This window comes from Mycolicibacterium frederiksbergense, assembly GCF_012223425.1.
In the GTDB taxonomy this organism is placed as follows: Bacteria; Actinomycetota; Actinomycetes; order Mycobacteriales; family Mycobacteriaceae; genus Mycobacterium; species Mycobacterium frederiksbergense.
Window position 1 is genome coordinate 5,932,046 of the sequence record NZ_CP038799.1, and the last position, 19,212, is coordinate 5,951,257.

The 19,212-nt window shown below is 67.8% G+C and carries 24 protein-coding genes, 4 tRNA genes and 1 pseudogene; 14 read left to right on the forward strand and 15 right to left on the reverse strand.

The window, feature by feature from the left end:
* Nucleotides 1–2 precede the first annotated feature (2 nt).
* Nucleotides 3–407 (reverse strand): hypothetical protein, encoded by a 405-nt coding sequence (locus tag EXE63_RS31595; protein ID WP_168145230.1) that lies wholly within the window; start codon nucleotides 405–407, stop codon nucleotides 3–5.
* Between the two features lie 31 nt (nucleotides 408–438).
* A complete protein-coding gene (locus EXE63_RS31600; protein ID WP_168145231.1) occupies nucleotides 439–933 on the reverse strand; it encodes a MarR family winged helix-turn-helix transcriptional regulator in 495 nt (164 codons plus the stop codon).
* Between the two features lie 66 nt (nucleotides 934–999).
* Here EXE63_RS31600 and EXE63_RS31605 point away from each other — a divergent pair, with 66 nt between their 5' ends.
* Nucleotides 1,000–2,784, forward strand: coding sequence for a chloride channel protein (locus tag EXE63_RS31605; RefSeq protein WP_234904345.1), 1,785 nt, complete (start codon nucleotides 1,000–1,002; stop codon nucleotides 2,782–2,784).
* The gene (locus EXE63_RS31610; RefSeq protein WP_168145232.1) at nucleotides 2,781–3,959 is read left to right on the forward strand and encodes an FAD-binding domain; all 1,179 of its coding nucleotides are present in this window, start codon (nucleotides 2,781–2,783) and stop codon (nucleotides 3,957–3,959) included. The genes EXE63_RS31605 and EXE63_RS31610 overlap by 4 nt, the downstream gene beginning before the upstream one ends.
* 11 nt (nucleotides 3,960–3,970) lie before the next feature.
* On the opposite strand, the gene EXE63_RS31615 is transcribed toward EXE63_RS31610, so the two are convergent.
* Nucleotides 3,971–4,597 carry a flavin reductase family protein gene (locus EXE63_RS31615; protein WP_168145233.1) on the reverse strand — a complete coding sequence of 209 codons (627 nt, stop codon included), beginning with the start codon at nucleotides 4,595–4,597 and terminating at the stop codon, nucleotides 3,971–3,973.
* A gap of 60 nt (nucleotides 4,598–4,657) precedes the next feature.
* A tRNA-Val gene (locus EXE63_RS31620) sits at nucleotides 4,658–4,729 on the reverse strand.
* 147 nt (nucleotides 4,730–4,876) lie between these two features.
* Between EXE63_RS31620 and EXE63_RS31625 the strand changes: the two genes are divergently transcribed.
* The 5 genes from EXE63_RS31625 (at nucleotide 4,877) to EXE63_RS31645 (ending at nucleotide 6,709) form a co-directional block, all read left to right on the forward strand.
* Nucleotides 4,877–5,890 (forward strand): alcohol dehydrogenase catalytic domain-containing protein, encoded by a 1,014-nt coding sequence (locus tag EXE63_RS31625; protein ID WP_168145234.1) that lies wholly within the window; start codon nucleotides 4,877–4,879, stop codon nucleotides 5,888–5,890.
* 44 nt (nucleotides 5,891–5,934) lie between these two features.
* On the forward strand, nucleotides 5,935–6,351 hold the full coding sequence (locus EXE63_RS31630; RefSeq protein ID WP_168145235.1) for a DUF6636 domain-containing protein: 417 nt from the start codon (nucleotides 5,935–5,937) through the stop codon (nucleotides 6,349–6,351).
* 95 nt (nucleotides 6,352–6,446) lie between these two features.
* Nucleotides 6,447–6,519 (forward strand) — tRNA-Gly (locus tag EXE63_RS31635).
* A gap of 28 nt (nucleotides 6,520–6,547) precedes the next feature.
* Nucleotides 6,548–6,621: transfer RNA gene (locus EXE63_RS31640), tRNA-Cys, on the forward strand.
* 13 nt (nucleotides 6,622–6,634) lie between these two features.
* Nucleotides 6,635–6,709, forward strand: a tRNA-Val gene (locus EXE63_RS31645).
* Between the two features lie 63 nt (nucleotides 6,710–6,772).
* Here the strand turns inward: EXE63_RS31645 and EXE63_RS31650 are convergent.
* The 6 genes from EXE63_RS31650 to EXE63_RS31675 form a co-directional block, all read right to left on the reverse strand.
* Entirely contained in the window at nucleotides 6,773–7,315 is a 543-nt protein-coding gene (locus EXE63_RS31650; RefSeq protein WP_168145236.1) for an LppA family lipoprotein, read from the reverse strand.
* Between the two features lie 13 nt (nucleotides 7,316–7,328).
* Nucleotides 7,329–8,087: an SPW repeat domain-containing protein gene (locus tag EXE63_RS31655; protein WP_168145237.1), complete on the reverse strand. Its 759-nt coding sequence runs from the start codon at nucleotides 8,085–8,087 to the stop codon at nucleotides 7,329–7,331.
* Nucleotides 8,088–8,167: 80 nt separating this feature from the next.
* A complete protein-coding gene (locus EXE63_RS31660) occupies nucleotides 8,168–8,899 on the reverse strand; it encodes an Rv2253/PknI dimerization domain-containing protein (RefSeq protein ID WP_168145238.1) in 732 nt (243 codons plus the stop codon).
* 18 nt (nucleotides 8,900–8,917) lie between these two features.
* On the reverse strand, nucleotides 8,918–9,226 hold the full coding sequence (locus EXE63_RS31665; RefSeq protein WP_105364205.1) for a hypothetical protein: 309 nt from the start codon (nucleotides 9,224–9,226) through the stop codon (nucleotides 8,918–8,920).
* Nucleotides 9,227–9,275: 49 nt separating this feature from the next.
* Nucleotides 9,276–10,175 (reverse strand): extracellular catalytic domain type 1 short-chain-length polyhydroxyalkanoate depolymerase, encoded by a 900-nt coding sequence (locus EXE63_RS31670; RefSeq protein WP_168145239.1) that lies wholly within the window; start codon nucleotides 10,173–10,175, stop codon nucleotides 9,276–9,278.
* A 19-nt stretch (nucleotides 10,176–10,194) separates the two neighbouring features.
* A complete protein-coding gene (locus tag EXE63_RS31675; protein ID WP_168145240.1) occupies nucleotides 10,195–10,626 on the reverse strand; it encodes a type II toxin-antitoxin system Rv0910 family toxin in 432 nt (143 codons plus the stop codon).
* 27 nt (nucleotides 10,627–10,653) lie between these two features.
* Here EXE63_RS31675 and EXE63_RS31680 point away from each other — a divergent pair.
* A pseudogene (locus EXE63_RS31680) lies at nucleotides 10,654–11,485 on the forward strand (class I SAM-dependent methyltransferase).
* Nucleotides 11,486–11,501: 16 nt separating this feature from the next.
* On the opposite strand, the gene EXE63_RS31685 reads toward EXE63_RS31680, so the two are convergent.
* From EXE63_RS31685 to EXE63_RS31695, 3 genes are all read right to left on the reverse strand, one after another.
* Nucleotides 11,502–12,425: an AEC family transporter gene (locus EXE63_RS31685; protein ID WP_168145241.1), complete on the reverse strand. Its 924-nt coding sequence runs from the start codon at nucleotides 12,423–12,425 to the stop codon at nucleotides 11,502–11,504.
* A gap of 36 nt (nucleotides 12,426–12,461) precedes the next feature.
* Complete coding sequence (locus tag EXE63_RS31690; protein ID WP_168145242.1) at nucleotides 12,462–13,514, reverse strand: 3-deoxy-7-phosphoheptulonate synthase; 1,053 nt, start codon at nucleotides 13,512–13,514, stop codon at nucleotides 12,462–12,464.
* 223 nt (nucleotides 13,515–13,737) lie between these two features.
* Nucleotides 13,738–13,923, reverse strand: a complete 186-nt coding sequence (locus EXE63_RS31695) for a hypothetical protein (RefSeq protein ID WP_168145243.1) — start codon at nucleotides 13,921–13,923, stop codon at nucleotides 13,738–13,740.
* A gap of 25 nt (nucleotides 13,924–13,948) precedes the next feature.
* On the opposite strand from EXE63_RS31695, the gene EXE63_RS31700 reads away from it, so the two are divergent.
* Genes EXE63_RS31700 through EXE63_RS31725 form a run of 6 tightly spaced genes read left to right on the forward strand, consistent with a single transcriptional unit; the run spans nucleotide 13,949 to nucleotide 17,410 of the window.
* Nucleotides 13,949–14,605: a class I SAM-dependent DNA methyltransferase gene (locus EXE63_RS31700; protein WP_168145244.1), complete on the forward strand. Its 657-nt coding sequence runs from the start codon at nucleotides 13,949–13,951 to the stop codon at nucleotides 14,603–14,605.
* Between the two features lie 14 nt (nucleotides 14,606–14,619).
* Entirely contained in the window at nucleotides 14,620–15,096 is a 477-nt protein-coding gene (locus EXE63_RS31705; RefSeq protein ID WP_168145245.1) for an SRPBCC family protein, read from the forward strand.
* A 48-nt stretch (nucleotides 15,097–15,144) separates the two neighbouring features.
* Nucleotides 15,145–15,861 carry a Clp protease N-terminal domain-containing protein gene (locus EXE63_RS31710; RefSeq protein WP_168145246.1) on the forward strand — a complete coding sequence of 239 codons (717 nt, stop codon included), beginning with the start codon at nucleotides 15,145–15,147 and terminating at the stop codon, nucleotides 15,859–15,861.
* A gap of 8 nt (nucleotides 15,862–15,869) precedes the next feature.
* Complete coding sequence (locus EXE63_RS31715) at nucleotides 15,870–16,295, forward strand: PPOX class F420-dependent oxidoreductase (RefSeq protein WP_168145247.1); 426 nt, start codon at nucleotides 15,870–15,872, stop codon at nucleotides 16,293–16,295.
* Between the two features lie 48 nt (nucleotides 16,296–16,343).
* Nucleotides 16,344–16,886: a hypothetical protein gene (locus EXE63_RS31720; RefSeq protein WP_168145248.1), complete on the forward strand. Its 543-nt coding sequence runs from the start codon at nucleotides 16,344–16,346 to the stop codon at nucleotides 16,884–16,886.
* Nucleotides 16,859–17,410 (forward strand): GNAT family N-acetyltransferase, encoded by a 552-nt coding sequence (locus EXE63_RS31725; protein WP_436277763.1) that lies wholly within the window; start codon nucleotides 16,859–16,861, stop codon nucleotides 17,408–17,410. The genes EXE63_RS31720 and EXE63_RS31725 overlap by 28 nt, the downstream gene beginning before the upstream one ends.
* Here EXE63_RS31725 and EXE63_RS31730 read toward each other — a convergent pair.
* Nucleotides 17,386–18,141: an alpha/beta fold hydrolase gene (locus EXE63_RS31730; RefSeq protein ID WP_168145249.1), complete on the reverse strand. Its 756-nt coding sequence runs from the start codon at nucleotides 18,139–18,141 to the stop codon at nucleotides 17,386–17,388. The genes EXE63_RS31725 and EXE63_RS31730 overlap by 25 nt on opposite strands.
* Nucleotides 18,142–19,182, reverse strand: a complete 1,041-nt coding sequence (gene zapE, locus EXE63_RS31735) for a cell division protein ZapE (protein ID WP_168145250.1) — start codon at nucleotides 19,180–19,182, stop codon at nucleotides 18,142–18,144. It lies immediately after the preceding gene.
* Between the last annotated feature and the right edge of the window lie 30 nt (nucleotides 19,183–19,212).

The window sequence follows — 19,212 nt, forward strand, 5'->3', positions numbered from 1 at the left end:
GTTCAGCTCACCACCCGCTGGATATGTTCCCGAAAGCGTGCGCGCTCTGAGGGCGGCACCGGGGGCGCAAACGCGACGACGACGGTTCCGGCCTGGAACAGACCCTGCCGGGCCGCAAACTTCTGGGCACGCCCCGTACTGGAAAAGGACTTGACCCGCACAGAGTCGGTCACGATGGACTGATCGCAACCTGCGTCGGGGCATTCGTACTTCGTGGTGTCCACCGGATGCGCCACCGGAAAACCCTCCCGGTCCAACGCCTCCACCACCCCACGGGCGGTTAGTGCGTTCAGTTCACCGCCGCGCACCGCGGTGGCGGTGGCAGAGCCGTTCTCGCCCCGCTCCGCCGGGTCCGCGGGCGCGTCCATCGAGCATCCGCCGACTCCAACTCCGACCGCGATGCCCATGGTCAATACCTTGTACGGCAATCGCACTCAGTCATCCCCTGTCTATCGTGTCCGGATGCGATGACGCCGCCGGTTCGCCACCGGCCCGGGTGAATGCCGACAGTGCGCGGACCAGTCCGTGCCGGTCGGCGCGGGGCATCTGCGCCACGACGTCGGCGAGCGCGGTGCGCCGGACGGCCGTGACGGCGGTGACCACCTCACGCCCCCTCGCGGTGAGATCCACCACCAGTTCCCGCCGCGAATCCGGATTCTGCCGCCGATCGAGCAGCCCCGCGGCTACGAGCCGCTCCACCATCCGGCCCGTGGTGGAGGGTTGTACGTCGAGAAGGCCCGCCAGTGTCGCAAGCTTCACCGGCCCGCGGTTACTCAGGATGACCAACGTCCGGAACTGCGGAATCGTCAGCGTCTCGTCGACATCGGCAATGGAGCGCGCCGATATCGCCACCAGCAGCCGGGACGCCGTCAGCAGCGCATCGGTGATCGCATCGATCGAATCGTCGGCGTCGTGGCCGGTTGTGCCGGTCATTGCCCTCCTCTTCACTGACGGATCCCCCGATTTCAATGCACAGGCCAACTATTGCATACTGCAATTGTGGCTGGTCGCGATGGTACGGGTCGGCGCCTGCGGGCGGCGCGGTCGGTTTCGTGGGGCCGTTGGCTCCGCGAGGCCCCTTCGGCCCTGGTCCCGCTGGCGATAGCGATCGGGGCGATCACCGGGCTCGGCGCGGTTGGATTTCGCTGGCTGGTAACAGCTTTCACGCAGATGTTCACCGGCTATGCGGACTACTCGGGTCTCGGCCGGGTCGCCAGCACGCACTGGCCGCAACTGGGGTTCTGGTTCCTGCTGCTGGCCCCGGTCATCGCCGGCGCGGTCTATGGGCCGTTGGTCCACCGGTTCGCCCCCGAAGCGCGCGGGCATGGTGTCCCGGAGGTGATGTACGCGGTCAGTCATCGCGGCGGCCGAATAGCCCCTCAGGTCAGCCTGGTCAAGGCGCTGGCCTCGGCACTGTGCATCGGTGGCGGCGGCTCGGTCGGCCGGGAAGGACCCATCGTGCAGATCGGGTCGGCCGCCGGGTCGACACTGGCACAGGTGCTGCGACTCGATGTCCCGCGGATGCGGTTGCTGGTGGCGTGCGGTGCGGCGGCCGGCATCTCCGCGACCTTCAACGCACCGCTGGCAGCTCCGTTCTTCGCACTCGAACTGATCCTGCGCAACTTTGCCGCCGAATCCTTTGGCGCCGTGGTGTTGTCCAGCGTGACCGCCGGGGTCGTGGGCAGGGCGATACTCGGGGACCACCCTTTCCTGGCGCTGCCGGCCTTCGCCGTCCGCAGCACCCCCGAATATCTGCTCTACGCGGCGCTGGGCGTCGCGGTCGGCATCATCGGGGTGGCGTTTTCCAAGATCCTCTATCTCGTCGAGGATCTCTGCGACTGGGTGTGGCGTGGACCGGAGTGGGCCCGTCCGGCGGCCGGCGGTGTCGTACTCGGCGGGCTGCTCATCGCCCTGCCCGAGATGTACGGCGTCGGGTACCCGGTCCTGGAGAACGCCGTCGAGGGCCACTACCTCGTCGGCGTGTTGCTGATCCTGATGGTCGGCAAGATGTTGGCGACCAGCTTGACCATCGGCATCGGCGGCTCGGGCGGGGTGTTCGCGCCGACCCTGTTCATCGGGGCCATGGCCGGAACCGCGTTCGGCACGATCGCACACCAGCTGTTCCCCGCCGCGACAGAGTCCGCCGGTGCCTACGGATTGATCGGGATGGGCGCCGCCCTCGGCGGTGCCACCGGCGCGCCGATCACCGCCGTGATCATGCTTTTCGAGCTCACCGGCCAGTACTCGATCATCCTGCCGCTCATGGTCGCGGTCGTGATCGCCGCCGGCACCGGACGCCTGTTGTCCAAGAACACCATCTATACCGCCAAGCTGTGGCGACGCGGCGTGGACCTCGACGCGGCGCCCGTCGAACGTGATTGGGTCGCAGCCGATGTGGCCGTTGCGGCGCCCACCCCGCTCATTGAGCGGACCACCCTTAAGGACGCCGCCGCGGCGCTGGCCGCGACGGCGCTTGGCATGCTGCCCGTGGTCGACGACGACCGGCGCTACCTCGGATGCGTGAGTGCCCAGGCCGTCACGGAGGCGCTCGCCGACCCGAGCCGACCGCACGATATCGCGCCGCTGATCGCGGTGCCCCCCGCGGTGCACGCGAACACGCCCGCCGACGGAGTGCTCGCCACGCTGAGCGGACGCGGCGGCACCGGGCTGCCCGTGCTCGACGACGAAGAGGCCGTCCTCATCGGATGGATCACCTACGAATCAGTACTGGCCACACGACACGACGAGCCCGGCGCAAGCCGGACGGGGAGGGCGGCGACATGAGAATCGCCATCAGCGGCGCCGGAGTGGCCGGCCCCGCGCTCGCGTATTGGCTGCACCGCGCCGGGCACGAACCGACGCTCGTCGAGCGTGCGCCACACTTCCGCACCGGCGGCTACATCATCGACTTCTGGGGTGTCGGCTACCGGGTTGCCGAGAAGATGGGCATCGACACGGCGGTGCGCGACGCCGGCTATCAGGTCACATCGTTGCGTTCGGTCGGCGCCGACGGGCGGGTGCAGGCCGAGGTGCGCACCGATGCGATTCGCCGGGCCGCGGGTGACAAGTACACCAGCCTGCCGCGGGGCGATCTGGCCGCCGCGATCTACTCGACCATCGAGAACAGCGTCGAGACGATCTTCTCGGACACCATCACCGCCGTGCACGATCACAGCGACGGCGTGCGACTGGAGTTCGAGCACGGTCTGGCCCGCGAATTCGATCTCCTGGTGGGCGCGGACGGACTGCATTCCACGGTACGAGAGTTGACGTTCGGCCCGGAAAACCAGTTCGAGCGCTATCTCGGCGCTCAGGTGGCCGCGTGCGTCGTCGACGGGTACCGGCCGCGCGATGAGCTCATCTATGTGACGCACAACCTTCCGGGTCGCCAGGTCGCCCGATTCTCGTTGCGCGACAACCGCACGTTGTTTCTGTTCGTGTTCCGGTCCGACCGTGATCACGAGTTCGGTGACAGCGCCACCACCCGGGCCCGGTTGCGTCGCGAGTTCGGCGACGCCGGATGGGAGTGCCCCCAGATCCTCGACGCACTGGACGATGCGGACGACCTCTATGTCGACGTGGTGAGCCAGATCCGGATGGACCGGTGGTCGCGAGGACGCGTCGCGCTGATCGGTGACGCCGCGGCGTGCGTCTCGCTGCTCGCGGGTGAGGGCACGGGCCTGGCGATGACCGAGGCCTATGTTCTGGCGGGCGAACTGACACGCGCCGGTGGCGACCACCGCCGAGCGTTCGACGCGTACGAGAACCGGCTGCGGCGTTTCATCGAAGGCAAACAAGACGGTGCGCAGAAGTTCCTGTCATTCTTCGCGACCCGGACACCGATGGGCATCCGGGTACGCAATCTGGCGATGCGCGCGATGAACGTGCCCGTCCTGGCCGACGTGGTCCTGAACCGCAGCCTGCGCGACGACCTCGAACTGCCCGACTATGCGATGTGAGAACGTGTGACTCAGATGGTCGGCCGGTCCATCGTGAACACGCCCTCGGGCCCGACCTCCGAGTAGTTCGCAGGCCCACCGGCGCGCAGGATCGGCCGCGGGCCTGCGGTGTCATAGACCCCGTCAACCAGCCACTGCCGATCGATGTGCACGGCGATCACCTGGCCCAGCACCATCCAGGTTTCGACGGGACTGCCGTCGACGTCGGTGAGCTGAATGAGTTGGGTGAGTTGGCATTCGAAGTTGACCGGGCTCTCCAGCACCCGAGGCGCCGCGATGGTGGTGGAGTCCACGGCGGTCAGCCCGCTGCGGTCGAATTCGTCCTCACCGGACGGCATCGGCGCGGAGGTCTCGTTCATGGCGGCGGCGAGCTCACGAGTCGCGAGGTTCCACACGAACTCTCCGGTGGCCTCGATGTTGGCCACACTGTCCTTCCAGCCGACCGAGGCGAATCCGATGATCGGCGGCCGGTAATTGAAACCGTTGAAGAAGCTGTAGGGCGCCAGGTTGCGCACGCCGTCGGCGGCCCGGGTGGAGATCCAGCCGATCGGCCGGGGCCCGACGATGGCGTTGAACGGATCGTGCGGCAACCCGGTGCCGTCCGCGGGCCGATAGAAATGGGCGCCGTCGCCTGCCATGACCCCTCTTCCGATCGGCCTGAGAAAGCAAAAGAACCGCCCGAGGGCGGCTCTTGCTTGTGGTCCCGACTGGGATCGAACCAGTGACCTTCCGCGTGTGAGGCGGACGCTCTCCCCCTGAGCTACGAGACCGGGGAACGAGGACGAAGACTAGCACGCGGCTACCTGCTAGCTGGAATTGGCTGGTCAGGGTGGCGCCAGTTTTCACGCAAACCGGACCGTTGAAAGACCCATGCGCGGGTAGACATGGGTCAACACGACCCAACAGGGAGGATTGAGATGGCACGTCATCAGGCGGTTCATGTCGCATCGGCCGGAGCAGCGCTGGAACTCGCCGAGGTGGACACCACCCCGCCGGGTCGCGATCACGTTCGCATCGCCGTGCAGGCCTGCGGTGTCTGCGGCACCGACCACGCGTTCGTCAACGGCGCCTTCCCGGGCCTCACCTGGCCGCTGACGCCCGGGCACGAGATCGCCGGCACCATCGCCGAGATCGGTGATGGTATTCAGGATTACGCGGTCGGCGACCGGGTGGCCGTCGGCTGGTTCGGCGGGCACTGCGGACGCTGCGTGCCGTGTCACCAGGGGGACTTCATCCATTGCGCCAACGGGCAGATCCCGAGCTGGCACTACCCCGGCGGCTACGCCGAGTCGGTCACCGTGCCCGCCAACGCGCTGGCCCGGATTCCCGACGAACTGTCCTTCGCCGAGGCCGCCCCGATGGCCTGCGCGGGGGTGACGGTGTTCCACGGGTTGCGCGAGACCAGGGCCAAGCCCGGTGACCGGGTCGCGGTGCTCGGTGTCGGTGGCCTCGGACATCTGGGCGTGCAGTTCGCCCGTGCGATGGGCTTCGAGACCATCGCGATCGCCCGCGGAGCGGACAAGAAGCAGGACGCCCTCGATCTCGGTGCGCACCACTACGTCGACTCCAAGGCCGGCGATGTGAGTGAGGCGCTGCAGGCCCTCGGTGGGGTGTCGGTGGTGCTGGCGACGGCCGCCAACTCTCAGGCCATGGCCGACACCGTGGGCGGGTTGCTGCCGCGCGGGGAGCTGATCGTGGTGGGTGTGACGCCGGATCCGCTGCCGGTCAGCCCGCTGCAGCTGATCACTCCGGGCGTGAGCATCACCGGCCACCCGTCCGGGACCGCGCGCGATGTCGAGGACACCTTGAAGTTCGCCGTGCAGTCCGGGGTGCGGGCCCGCATCCAGGAGCTTCCGCTGGCTCAGGCCGCCGAGGCGTATGCGGCGATGGACACCGGCAAGGCCCGCTACCGGATGGTGCTGACGGTCTGAGAATTCGCGCTGACCAGCGGATGGTTGGCCGCTAGGGTCGTCGCATGATCCTTCGAGTGTTCGCGGTCGCCGCAGCGACCGGGGCCGTTACGACGTTCTGCGCGGCTCCAGCCGCCGCGGAGGACTTCGCCCATTTCACCTCGCCGAGCGGGAACGTCAGTTGCATTCTGGACTCCGAGTACCTGCGATGCGATATCGCCGAGCGGGACTGGGCTCCCCCGCCGCGGCCGGCCGACTGTGAGCTTGATTACGGACAGGGCATCGCGCTGACGCCCGGCGAGCCGGCGACCTTGGTCTGCGCTGGGGATACGACGTTGGGCGGGTCCGACGTACTGGCCTACGGCCGGTCGATCACCCGCGGCGCGCTCAGTTGCACCAGCGCGGAGAGCGGAATGTCCTGCCGAGACAGCGGCAGCGGTCGCGGCTTCTCCCTCTCGCGCCAGGTTTACCAGCTGTTTTAGCGCCGATTGCCGCGCGGTTACAAGTGATTTGTAGTTACTCGTGTGGTTGGACTAATGTTCCTTTCCGCACCGGGTGACGATCTCACCCGAGGCACGCGGACGTGGCGCAGTTGGTAGCGCACAACCTTGCCAAGGTTGGGGTCGCGGGTTCGAATCCCGTCGTCCGCTCGAAGGTGCAGTGGCATCAACCCCAAATGGTGGAGTGGCCGAGTGGTGAGGCAACGGCCTGCAAAGCCGTGCACACGGGTTCGATTCCCGTCTCCACCTCCAAAGTTTCGACCCGGCGCGATTAGCTCAGCGGGAGAGCGCTTCCCTGACACGGAAGAGGTCACTGGTTCAATCCCAGTATCGCGCACCACAGTTCTTGCAGGTCAGGCCCGGTCATCCGGGCCTTTCTTGTTTCTATGCCCGATGCCACGGTTCACAGGCCGCCCGGTGGCAGATTCGCCTGGCGCAGCCGGCAATCTGACGTGGCAGACAAGACGCCCACGGCCTCGGTGCCGAATTCGACTGACACGCCGTCATTGCCGGAGAAGATGACATCATGATCGCGAGGTCTGTCGACGGGCGTGGTGACATTGATGGCGCCCAACTGGGCCGCACCCCGTCGCACGACGTCGAGCGCTTGCGGCCAGGCCTCTTCGGGGACCGGCCCGTTGAACACGACATAGATGTAGGCGTGCACCCCTGCAGTGTTGGCGTAGTCGCCGCTGCACCCACCCCAGCTGTCTTCTTTCACATGCCAGGTCAATCCCGTTGACATTGAGGCGATCTGGGCGGCCCACCCCTCGACAGCCGCCCGGTACTGCTGTCGCGCCGCTTCGAATGAGGGCCTGGTGCGCAGGTCTGCTTCTGCATCGCTGACCATCGCTGCATCTTGGTCGCCTCCGCCTGTCGTACCGCAGGCGCTCAGCACCGCGACCGACAGCACAGCGACAATGACGCGCCTCAGGCTCTCCAGCACACAGCCCCCACCGTCAGCGAAACTGTTCGCGGTACCGCTCAGCCGAATCATCCCGAACAGCGGTGGCGAAATCCATACGCTCATCACGCAGGTAGCCCGCGACGCCGAGCCCCGTGGCCAGCGCCCCGGCCACCCACGCCGCCCACGCGATCGTGTCTCCCGCGTATCCGGCCGCCCACGGCGACAGGAACATCGCGAACCCCACGATGGCGAGCAACAGGAAATCGTGGGTCGGCTCGGAGGCCAGCAGTGACCAGACGGCCACCACGGCGATCATGGCGCCCAGACCGATGGTGACGGCGGTCCCGGCGATCGACGAGTGGAACGCGATACCCATGATGACGCTGGCGCCACCCACTGCCAACGCCGCCCGGCCGATGCCGTAACTCCAGCGGTGTCGCAGCCGCTGACTGTCACCCCACTCGCTCATCCCGTCCTGGGTCTGGGTCTTGTCGTGCGTCCAGCCGATACCTCCGAGAATGAGGGCCAGGCCCCCGGCCACCCAGCAGGTCCAGGCAGCGCCCCGGTCGACGTTGAAGCCGCCGCTGAGGAACGGCAGCGCCAACATGACCACTCCGACCACCACCAAACCCCAATGATCGGGGGCCCGGTTGTGAGCGAGGACCGACATCGCCCCGAAGAACGCGATGAATGCTGCGAACCCGAATGCGAGTCCCTGCCCCGCCTGCGTCGAACTGACCACGAACGCCGACACCGCGGCGCACACACCGATGACTATTGCGACCCAGCCAATCCACAATTTCAAGTTCATACCTAGTAATCAACGCCGGTACCGCTGGGACATCTAGGGTCCTTTGGGCCATACTTTGGACCCCTGTCCCGCCCGACGCACTACACCGCCTCGCCCACCCGACCCGCCGTCAACGGCGTCACCACCGTGTTGCCCTGGTCCCCGCACTCGTCGGTGTCGACGACGGTGGTGAGCGCACCGGTGAACGATCCGTCCGGGCGCGGGGTGAAGCCCAACGTCACCGTCGTCCAGGACTCCCCGGCGATCGATCCGTCGTCATAGGTACAGGTGGACTTCACCCGCGCGGGTGCGATGTCCTCCCAGGTCCCATTGGTCAGCTTGAACGTCAACGTGCGGGCACCGGGCATGCGCGCCTGGTCCTGACCCAGCACCTCACCGGTGGCGATGCAGTCGGTGTCCGTGCAGGCCGATGTCAACGTCAGCCAATCCTGGGCCGGCCCGGCATCGGCCCCCTCACCCCAGTTGGTGTTGCCTTCGGCCTCGCGATATGTGGCCTGATCCCAGTGATATTCGACGCGGTACACCCCGTTGAGCAGGTCGGGCCGCGGCGCCGGCTCGGCCGCCGGCTCACCGTAGCTCAGGAACCACACCGCAATCCCGGACGCAGCAGCGATCACCACCACCGCCGCGGCGACCGCGAAAGCGGTGATCCGCGCGGGTGTGAATCGCGGCGGCGCCGGCTCCGGATCCTCATCGAACGCCCACGCGTGCGCCGCCTGGGTGTGCGCGTCGGCGACGCCGGCCAGCTCGGTGGGCGCACCGGCATCGGCCAGGTAGCCGGTCGGCTCCTCGCTCTCCGGCGGCTGCGTCATAGCCGGGACACTAACGAACTACGCCTTGACCGTCAGCATCCATGCCGGAACCCAGTGCGTCACCGGCCTTTCCGAAGCGCCGAAGGTGATCGAATACGTCACCAGACCCCACCAGGCGCCCTGCTCGCAGAGTCCCCAGCAGGTCAGCTCCCCCTCGACCACCTTGTGCATCTGCAGCCCGAGCGGGTGATAGCGCCCCCACTGGCAGTGCGGCTGCCGTGGGAACAGGGCGCCCAGATCGACCAGCACGGCGCGCGGTGGGTCGACGCGGCGGAAGACGTCCCGCGCCGGCTGGCCGCCGTGCCCGATGCTCTGCATCTCGCCCACTGTTCGATCATATGTTCGAATGGAGTCGGCGGATACACCCGGGAACGAACTACCGGCCGTGCGCGTCGAAGAACTGCGCCGACACCTCCGAGGCGTCGAACGCACGCGTGGCCGGCCCCACCTGGTTGGCCGGCAGGATCTCCGGGGCACCCGGCCAGGTGTGCCCACCGCCGTCGACCCGCAGGAACACCACTTCGGTGCCCGCCGCGCACGCGTAGCTGACGCGTTCGGCGCTCGTCCCGTCGCCGGAACCGGGCACCGGCGCAATCACCGGGTCCGGCGCGCAGCCGTTGAGTTCGCGCCAACGGTCCACCACGGCGTAGGCCGCCAGGATGGTGCTGGGTCCGCCCCGACCGATCATCGGACCGCCGTTGAACGGCACGATGGGATCGACGGTGCCCTGTGAGGTCAGCACCGATACGGGCTGTGACGGGTTACATGGGACCTGATCACCCAGGGTCGCGCCGATCGGAACGATCGCGGCGAACATGTCCGCGCGATCACAGGCCAGCCGGTTGGCCATGAATCCGCCCGCCGACAGCCCGGTCGCGAACACCCGGCCCGCCGGGATCCCCAAATCGGCCGTCAGCCGATCCACAAGGGCGACAATGAATCCCACGTCATCGACACCGGTGCGGTCCGGGACCGACGCGCCGCGCCCGTCGGCCCAGCTTAGGTCGATACCGTCCGGGTACACCACCGCATATCCATGGGCGTCGGCCACCGCGTCGTAGTGGGTGAGCGCGGCATGCTGCCGACCGTTCTGACCAGCGGCATGCATGTTGACCACCAGACCGGTCGGCGGTCCCGGCGGCAGGTGCAGGTAATACGTGCGCTGCAGGCCCCCGACGTCGATCTGCGCGGTCGGCGGTTCCGCGCCCGCCACCGATACCGGCCCCAGCACGCAGAGCAGGACCACCAGCAACGTCGCGGCGAATCTGCCCCTCACCCACGCGAGCTTAGAGCCGTCAGGTGTAGAGCGTCTCGAACTTCTCGATGGAACGTTCGATATCGCCCTTGACCGTGCGGGCGGCGACCGATCCGATCGGGCCGAACAGCGGCGGCCCGCCGAGTTCGAGGGTGACGGCGAACTTGCTGCCCGACGACGTGGGCTGCACGCTCAGCTTCAGCCCGTACTTGGTGCCGCCGACGCCCTTGCCCACGACCTCCAGCAGATGCGGTGCGTCGAGCTTGCGCACCGTCCAGGTGACGCGATTGCGCATCCCCTTGGCACCGGCCACCCCGATCAGCGTGGTGCCGACGGTCAGCTCGTCGGGAATGTCGCTGCGCCAGCCTTCGTGCATCACCAGCCAGTCCCCCAGCTCGTTCAGATTCGACGCGTGATCCCACGCCGTCTGCGGGTCGAGCGACAGTTCGCGGGAAAGTTCGAGCTTTGCCATGCGCCGAATGCTAGTAGCTTCGGTGTAGTGGACAGCAGCAGAGCCGACGCCGGCAACCTCACCGGAGTGTCCGAGACCGCATTGTTGACGCTCAATGCCCGCGCGCACCAGGCCCGCCACCCCAAGGCCGTCATCGACGACCCGATGGCGATCCGGTTGGTCGACGCGATCGATGTCGATTTCGACAAGTTCGGCCGCAAGGGCCAGGAGATGGCGTTGCGGGCCGTCGGCATCGACCGGGCGGCCACCGCATATCTGTCGACGCATCCGGGGGCCACCGTGGTCGCGCTCGCCGAGGGGCTGCAGACCAGTTTCTGGCGCCTCAGCGCGGCACTGCCCGACACCGATTTCCGATGGATCACCGTCGATTTCGCGCCGATTGTCGAGCTACGCCAGCGACTGCTCCCCACTTCGGAGCGGATCACCAACCTCGCACAGTCGGCACTGGATTACCGCTGGATGGACCGGGTGGACACCGACAAGGGTGTCTTCATCACCGCCGAGGGCCTGCTGATGTACCTGCAGCCCGAGGAGGCGATGGGGTTGATCACCGAGTGCGGCCAAGCGTTTTCCCGGTGGTCAGATGATCTTCGACCTGCCGCCGGTGATCGTGAAGAAGCTGACCCGCAAGAAGGGCATCCGCGCATCGACCCGATACCGCGTCCCGCCGATGCCGTTCAGCCTGTCCCCCGCCGAGCTGGCCGACCTCGTCAATACCGTTCCCGGCATCCGCGCGGTGCACGATCTGCCCATCCCCAAGGGACGCGGAGTGTTGTTCGGAAAGCTGTTTCCCGCGTTCTGGCAGTGGAAGTGGAGCAAGCAGTATCGGGGGGCCTACACGCTGCTCGAGTTCGGCTGATGCACCCGCTGGACGCTCAGAGCCCCAGCAGATAGGCGATGCCGGCGATCACCGGAACCGAGGCGAGCGTGGTGATCAAGGTGGCATCGCGGGCCAATTTCTCACCACGTTCGAACACCGAGGCGTAGGTGTTGAGGTTCTGCGCGGCGGGCAACGCCGCCAGCACGGTGGCGATCGCGGTCTGTTCCGGCGAGAGCCCGAACGCCCAGCGGGCGAGCACATAGGCCAGGGCCGGCATCAGCAGCACCTTGAACACCACCGCCAGCCAGAGATCGACCCGGCTCTCCTTACCCGTCCCGCCGGTCTGGGTGACCAGGGCGATACCGAACGCCAGTAGCACCGTGGGTATCGCGAGATCGGCCAGCAGTTCCAGCGGTTGGTGGATGGCCCTCGGCAGGGTGGTCCCGGTGAGCCCCAGGACGGTGCCGATGGCACTGGCGACGATGATCGGATTGGTCACCAGGCCTTTGATCTGAGCCGCCACCGACCCGCCGTCGCGCCCGCCGGAGTTGATGATGGCCACACCGAGCGGGACCAGCAGCACCGTCTGGAACACGATCAGTGCCGACACTTCGGTGATGCTGCCCAGCACATACGCACTCAGCGGGATACCGAGGTTGCCGGCGTTGACCCATGATGCGGCCCACGCACCGATGGTGGCGTCGGCCCGGTCGCTGCGCCGCAACGTCACCGCGATGACGAAGTAGCCGGCGAACACGATGAGTGTGGTGACGGCCGAGACCAGCAGCGGCCATGAAAACACCTGCGCAGGATCGGAGTCCGATAGGGACAGCAGCACGAGCGCGGGCACCCCGACGTGGAAGGCCACCCGGTTGAGCACCATCCGCGCGTTGTCGCCCAGCACGTTGCGGCGGCCCACGATGGCGCCGACGACAATGATGATGGCGATGACGGCGAAGGCCTCCAGCACCGCCAGCACCGCGCACCCCTTTCCCCGTACGTAGCGTAGCGCGCCTCAGCGCGCGGCGAGCTCCCGCAACACCAGATCGGTTGCCGCCCAGTCCATGCACTTGTCGGTCACCGACTGGCCGTAGGCCAGCGGGCGCGCCTCGGGCGCCTGGGCGCCGGCGACGAGGAAGCTCTCCAACATCACACCGCTGACCGGCAAGCCGTCACGCACCAGCTGGGCCACCTCGGCGGCCACCCCGGCCTGCCGGATGTGGTCCTTGCCGGAATTGGCGTGGCTGCAGTCGATCACGACCCGGCCGGGCAGTCCGGCGGAGGTCAGCTTGGCCGCAGTGTCGCGCACCGTGTCGGCGTCGTAGTTGGGGCCGGCGGTGCCGCCACGCAGGATGACGTGGCAGTCCTCGTTGCCCTCGGTGTTCACCAGCGCACCGCGGCCCATATCGTCCATGCCGAAGAAGACATGCTGAGCCGCAGCGGCTTTCACGCCGTCGACGGCGACCTGGATGTTGCCGTCGGTGCCGTTCTTGAACCCGACCGGCATCGACAGTCCCGACGCCAGCTGGCGGTGCACCTGGGATTCGGTGGTCCGGGCGCCGATGGCACCCCAGGCGACCGCGTCCGCGATGTACTGCGGGCTGGTGGGTTCCAGGAATTCGCATCCGACCGGCAGTCCGATATCGATGATGTCGAGCAGCAGTTGTCGTGCGGTGCGCAGTCCCCGGGTCACATCGAAGGTGTTGTCCATGCCGGGATCGTTGATCAGGCCCTTCCACCCGATGGTGGTGCGCGGCTTCTCGAAGTACACCCGCATCACGATCTTGAGCCGGTCACCGAGTTCGTCGGCGACCTTGACCAGCCGGCTGGCGTAGTCCAGCGCCGCCTCCGGGTCGTGCACCGAGCAGGGACCCACGACGACGAGCAGGCGATCGTCGCGCCCGGCCAGGATGTCGGCGATCTCGTCGCGATCGCGGGCGACACGCTCGGCACGGCGGGCGCCCAGCGGGAACTCGGAGAGCACGTCATGCGGGCTGGGGATCTCGCTGAAACTGCGTATCCGCCGGTCCGACGTGGCGGGTGCGGTGGCGGTCTGCGCCAGGTTCACGGTGGTGCCTTTCTGGTATGGACACCGCAGTGACATCTCCGGCGCCCTTTAATGACGAAAGGCAGCGACCCAAATGGGGTCACTGCCTGGGCTCCGGGTGGATGCGTCGCTTAGCGCTGCGCTTTATCGGCTCCGCCCGGAGCCTCGATAAAGCGCCAATAGCCGGCGCGCACGCGGATGTTCACGACGGTCAGGCTACACCGCGGCCGACGGACGTCAAAAGTCAGGGCCGCAGGCGCCAGGCGTAGCCCGCGATGCCCACCCCGATCAGCGCGATGATCGGGCCGAGCACCGACCAGGTGGTGGTGCCGCTCATCGGACTGCCCCCGACCACCCCGAATCCCTGGAACGCGAACAGCGTTCCGAACATGGCGACGACGATTCCGATGACCAACACCGCGATACGCATACCGTCGACAGTAGCCTCAGCGTCGATGGCTGAAACCCCGTTCCTGGACCGCACCCGCGACGGCTATGACCGCACCGCCGCGGGATATGTCGCCGCCTTCGGACACCACCTGGACGACAAACCGCTCGACCACGCGATGCTGGCGGCGTTCACCGCCATGGTCCCCGCGGGCCGGCGTGTCATCGACATCGGCTGCGGCACCGGCGCGGCCACCGTGGTGCTGCGCGACCACGGCGTCCGGGTATCGGGAATCGATCTGTCCCCCAACATGATTGCCCACGCCCGCCGGCTCCATCCGGATATCGCGTTCAGTGTGGGGTCGATGACCGACCTGGACCTGCCCGACGGCTGCGCCGGCGGCGTGTGCGCCTGGTACTCGGTGATCCACATCCCCGACGAGCAGTTACCCGCCGTGTTCGCCGAGTTCCATCGCGTGCTCGTCCCGGGCGGTGTGACACTGCTGGCCTTCCAGATCGGCGACCGGCCCCGCCATCTGACCGAGGCATTCGGCGAACCCGTCGATCTGCTGTTTCACCGCCGCCGGCCCGAGGCCGTCGCGCAGCTGCTCCTCGATGCCGGCCTGCCCGTGCACGCCCAACTGGTCCGCGGCCCCGAGGGCGACGGTGTTGAATCGACACCGCAGGGGTATCTGATCGCCCGCAAACCCGCACCCGACGCCTGAGGAGCCCACCCGCCATGACCGAACGCATCGAAGTGCAGCGCACCATCGCCGCACCGGCCGCCGATATCTTCGCGGCGCTGGCCGACCCGCAGGGGCACGTCGCCATCGATGCTTCCGGCATGCTGCAGGACGCGACCGGCGTCCCGGCGGCACAGGTCGGCGACCAGTTCGTCGTGCACATGGATCGTGAAGCGCTGAACGACTTTCCGATGGGCCGCTACGACGTCACCGTCGACATCACCGAGTACGAGCAGGACCGGCTGATCGCCTGGACGATCCTGGGTCAGATCAAGCCGCAGATCGGCCACGTCTACGGCTACCGGCTGGAACCGGCCGACGGTGGCACCCTGGTCACCTCGTTCTACGACTGGTCCAAGATCGCCGACAAGTGGCGCGAGGCCGGCATCTTCCCGGTGATCCCGGAGAGCGCGCTGCGCGCCACCCTCGGAATCCTGGACCGCACGGTGCGGCGCGGCTACCCGAAGCCCTGACGTCAACCCAGAGTTGACGATTTATCGAAGTCAACCTACGGTTGACGCATGACCGATTCCGTCAGCCTCGACACCCTCATCCGCGCCATCAAATCCGTCCACACCGACGCCCTCGAACAACTCACCGATGCGGTGCTGGCGGCCGAACACCTCGGCGAGGTCGCCGATCACCTGATCGGCCACTTCGTGGACCAGGCCCGCCGCTCCGGCGCATCGTGGACCGATATCGGCACCAGCATGGGGGTCACCAAGCAGGCCGCCCAGAAACGCTTCGTGCCCAAGGCCGACACCGCCGGCATCGACCCGAACGAGGGGTTCGCGCGGTTCACCCCACGGGCGCGCACCGCCGTGGTCGCCGCCCAGACCGCCGCCCGCGACGCGGAGAACATCGAGATCGGTCCCGAACACCTGATCCTGGGCCTGCTCGGCGACACCGAATCCCTGGCCATCGCCATCCTGGCCGCCCACGGCGTCGAACCCGACCAGATCCGGGCGGCGATCACCCTGCCGCCGGCGACGGGCCAGGCGCTGGACCTGGTGCCCTTCAGCGGGCCGGCCAAGAAGGTGCTCGAACTGACCTTCCGTGAGGCACTTCGCTTGGGCCACAACTACATCGGCACCGAGCACATCCTGCTGGCGCTGCTGGAATCCGAGGACGGCGACGGCCCGCTGCACGGCCTCGGCATCGACAAGGACCGCACGACCGCCACACTCATCGAGCTGCTGGCCTCCATCACGGGAATGAAACCGGACGCGCCGCTGTAGAACAGCGCATGGAACTGAACGCAGCCGCCCGCGAACTCATCGGCGCCGGGGTGGACGCCACGCTGGTCACCATCAACCCCGACGGCAGCCCGCAGGCCTCACTGGTCTGGGTGGCGGTGCAGTCCGGTCCCGACGGTGACGAACTGGTGGCCGCGCACCTGTCGGACAAGTACCAGAAGGTGCGCAATGTCCGGCGGGATCCGCGGGTCACCGCGACCATCCTGGCGCCGGCCCAGCCCGGCCAACAGCGGCAGTACCTGTCGGTGACCGGCACCGCACGCATCGTCGAGGGCGGCGCACCCGAACTGCTCAAGGAATTGGCCATCGCGCTGCTCGGTTCCGACGAGCACTTTCCGCCGGCCGACGCACCGGCCGGTTTCCTGACCCGGATCCGCATCGAATCGGTCGGCGGCCAGGGGCCCTGGGTCGGCTAAACCGCCGAACACCGGAGTGCGCGCCGGGCATGTGCCAAGATGCCAGGCATGCGATTGGCAAAGGTCCGCACCTGGTTCGCGGTTCTCCTGACGAGCCTGACCGCCGCGGTGGCAGTCGGCATCGCGCCGCCCGCCGCGGCAGCGGTCACCCCCATCGGCAACCTGGGTGAGACGTTGCGCGTCCAGTTCGACGACTTCGTCGCCGACGTGACCGTGCACGACGTGGTGGGCGTGCCGGTGCCTCCCGGGTGGGGCTGGAACGGCTCTCCGCGCTGGCGCGCCCAGGGTGGTCCCTGGCGCGCCGGGGTGACGGTGCACGTCATCTCCGCGCCCAACCCGTACAAGCTGGCCATCGCCACCACGTTCAGTGGCGTCACCCCGTATGCCGACGCGTATGCCGCCAAGCACACCGACGCGCCGGACGCGCTGGAGAAGGCGCTGCTGAACGCACCCCCCGGGGCCACCGTCAACGGTGGCGTCTACTGGGACGTCTACCGCGCGCTGGTCACCAACGTCGTGATGATCAACCCGCAGACCGGCACGCACCTGGCCCAGTGGAACATCTGGCAGCCGGGCTCGCCGCTGCCCTGATCGTCGTGCGCGTCGAGGTACCCGGACCGGCGGATCTGACCGAACTCGCCGCCGTCGCCGCCATCACCTTTCCGCTGGCCTGCCCGCCCGGTGTCACCGCTGAGAACGTCAACGCCTTCATCGCGGCGAACCTGTCGGTGCAGGCGTTCGCCGGCTACCTGGACGACCCGGAGCGCGTCGTGCTGATCGCCCGCGACGACACCCGAATCCTCGGCTACGCCATGTTGATTCGCGGCGTACCCAAGGACGCCGATGTGCAGCGGGCGGTACCGCTGCGCCCGGCCGTGGAGATCTCCAAGATGTACACGCTGCCCGACGTGCACGGCGCAGGGGTGTCCGCGGCGCTGATGGCCGAATCCCTGCGGCGCAGCACCGATGCCGCCTGCGTCTGGCTGGGCGTCAACCAGGAAAACCAGCGGGCACAACGCTTCTACGCCAAGTCCGGTTTCCGGGTCGGCGGCACCAAGACGTTCCGGCTCGGCGACAGCGTCGAGAGCGACTACGTGATGGTGCGGCCGGCCTGAGCACGCTGCAGGACATCGCGCACGGCCTCGAGTACCTCGTCGGGATGGGTGAGGTGCACCGAGTGCGTGGAGCCGGGCCAGCAGAGTAGCGGTTCGCCGAGTACGTCGGCGATGCGCTGGTGGGCGGATCGCACCGCATGGGTGGGCTTGCGGTCCGCGGTGATGACGGCGGCCGGCACCCGCGGCAACCCGTTCTCGTCGAACTGCGCCGACAGGTCCGAAAACCCGGCCACCACTCGGCCCAGGCTGACCAGATCCGCTTCGGCTGCGACCCGCGCATGGGCCGCCGCACAGTCCGGGCGCATCTGCACCCTGTCGGCCTCGCGCACCGATGCGCGCACCGCCTGTGCCTTCACCACACGGTGAATCACCGGGATTCGGCAGACGAAGGCCACGGCGCGGAGCGCGCGCTCGGCGCGCCGGCACTGCACCGTGTCGTTGATCGGCGTGGCATCCAGCAGCACCAGCCCTGCCACATCGCCGGGGTACTCACGCGCGAGCAGCAGCCCGACCGCACCGCCCAGGCTCTGTCCGACGACGACGACCGGTCCGGCGCCCAGCCGCTCGACGAGTTCATGCAGATCCGCCGCTGCCGCGCCCAGCGGTTCGGGGAGATCCTGGCTGATGACACGGCAACCCGGTTCGGCGGCAAGCGAATCGGCCAACCCGGGGAAGAAGCCGTCGCATCGCGCGCCGGCCCCCGGGAGCAGCAGTACCGCGGGCCCGGCCATTCAGCTCGTCGACGACTGTGCCGCGGCAGTCAGTGCCAACATGCGCGATGTGGCGCGCAGGTACTTCTTGCGGAACCCACCGGCCACCATCTCGTCGCTGAAGATGGTGTCCAGCTTGGTGCCCGAGGCCAGAATCGGGATACCGGCGTCATACAACCGGTCCGTCAGCGCCACCAGGCGCAACGCCACGCTCTGGTCGTCGATCGGGTGCACACCGGTGATGAACACCTCGGTGACATCGTCGATCAGCGCGTGATAGCGCGACGGGTGCATGGTGGCCAGGTGAGCGCACAGCGCGTCGAAATCATCAAGGGTGGCACCGCTTTTCGCCGACGCCGCGGTGCGCACCTCGTCATCGGTCAACGGTTCGGGCGCCGGAGGCAACCCGCGATGCCGGTAGTCGGGGCCCTCGATGCGGATGGTGGTGAAAATCGCCGACAGCGTGTTGATCTCACGCAGGAAGTCCTGTGCGGCGAAGCGGCCCTCACCGAGCTGCTCGGGCAGCGTGTTCGACGTCGCCGCGATCGACACGCCGCGCTCCACCAGCGCCGAGAGCAGCCGAGAGATCAGCGTGGTGTTGCCCGGATCGTCGAGTTCGAACTCGTCGATGCAGACCACCGCATAGTCGGCGAGCAGGTCGATGCACTCGGTGAAGCCGAACACCCCGGCCAGCTGGGTCAACTCGCCGAACGTCGCGAACGCCACGGGGGCATCGCCCTGGGACATCGTGTAATACGTCGACGCCAGCAGGTGGGTCTTGCCGACACCGAACCCGCCGTCGAGGTACACGCCGACGCCGGGCAGCACCTCACGCTTGCCGAACAACTTCTTCTTGCCGGCCCGGCGTTGCATGGCCAGCTCGCAGAACGAACGGCAGTGCCCGACGGCCGCCGCCTGCGACGGTTCGGACGGATCGGGCCGGTACGTGTCGAAGCTGACATCGGCGAAGGTGGGCGGCGGGACCAGCTGTGCGACCAGCCGTTCGGGGGTGACACTCGGCCGCCGATCGACCAGACCCGCGACGGCGCCCGTGCTTTGCATGTCAGGCACCCTAGCGACGTGCTGCAATGT

What these genes read in the sequence shown, in the direction of transcription:
- EXE63_RS31595 (WP_168145230.1), bottom strand. Translation starts at nt 407, where the DNA reads ATGGGCATCGCGGTCGGAGTTGGAGTCGGCGGATGCTCGATGGACGCG.
- EXE63_RS31600 (WP_168145231.1), bottom strand. Translation starts at nt 933, where the DNA reads ATGACCGGCACAACCGGCCACGACGCCGACGATTCGATCGATGCGATC.
- EXE63_RS31610 (WP_168145232.1), top strand. Translation starts at nt 2,781, where the DNA reads ATGAGAATCGCCATCAGCGGCGCCGGAGTGGCCGGCCCCGCGCTCGCG.
- EXE63_RS31615 (WP_168145233.1), bottom strand. Translation starts at nt 4,597, where the DNA reads ATGGCAGGCGACGGCGCCCATTTCTATCGGCCCGCGGACGGCACCGGG.
- EXE63_RS31625 (WP_168145234.1), top strand. Translation starts at nt 4,877, where the DNA reads ATGGCACGTCATCAGGCGGTTCATGTCGCATCGGCCGGAGCAGCGCTG.
- EXE63_RS31630 (WP_168145235.1), top strand. Translation starts at nt 5,935, where the DNA reads ATGATCCTTCGAGTGTTCGCGGTCGCCGCAGCGACCGGGGCCGTTACG.
- EXE63_RS31655 (WP_168145237.1), bottom strand. Translation starts at nt 8,087, where the DNA reads ATGAACTTGAAATTGTGGATTGGCTGGGTCGCAATAGTCATCGGTGTG.
- EXE63_RS31660 (WP_168145238.1), bottom strand. Translation starts at nt 8,899, where the DNA reads ATGACGCAGCCGCCGGAGAGCGAGGAGCCGACCGGCTACCTGGCCGAT.
- EXE63_RS31675 (WP_168145240.1), bottom strand. Translation starts at nt 10,626, where the DNA reads ATGGCAAAGCTCGAACTTTCCCGCGAACTGTCGCTCGACCCGCAGACG.
- EXE63_RS31695 (WP_168145243.1), bottom strand. Translation starts at nt 13,923, where the DNA reads ATGCGTATCGCGGTGTTGGTCATCGGAATCGTCGTCGCCATGTTCGGA.
- EXE63_RS31700 (WP_168145244.1), top strand. Translation starts at nt 13,949, where the DNA reads ATGGCTGAAACCCCGTTCCTGGACCGCACCCGCGACGGCTATGACCGC.
- EXE63_RS31705 (WP_168145245.1), top strand. Translation starts at nt 14,620, where the DNA reads ATGACCGAACGCATCGAAGTGCAGCGCACCATCGCCGCACCGGCCGCC.
- EXE63_RS31710 (WP_168145246.1), top strand. Translation starts at nt 15,145, where the DNA reads ATGACCGATTCCGTCAGCCTCGACACCCTCATCCGCGCCATCAAATCC.
- EXE63_RS31715 (WP_168145247.1), top strand. Translation starts at nt 15,870, where the DNA reads ATGGAACTGAACGCAGCCGCCCGCGAACTCATCGGCGCCGGGGTGGAC.
- EXE63_RS31720 (WP_168145248.1), top strand. Translation starts at nt 16,344, where the DNA reads ATGCGATTGGCAAAGGTCCGCACCTGGTTCGCGGTTCTCCTGACGAGC.
- EXE63_RS31730 (WP_168145249.1), bottom strand. Translation starts at nt 18,141, where the DNA reads ATGGCCGGGCCCGCGGTACTGCTGCTCCCGGGGGCCGGCGCGCGATGC.
- zapE (WP_168145250.1), bottom strand. Translation starts at nt 19,182, where the DNA reads ATGCAAAGCACGGGCGCCGTCGCGGGTCTGGTCGATCGGCGGCCGAGT.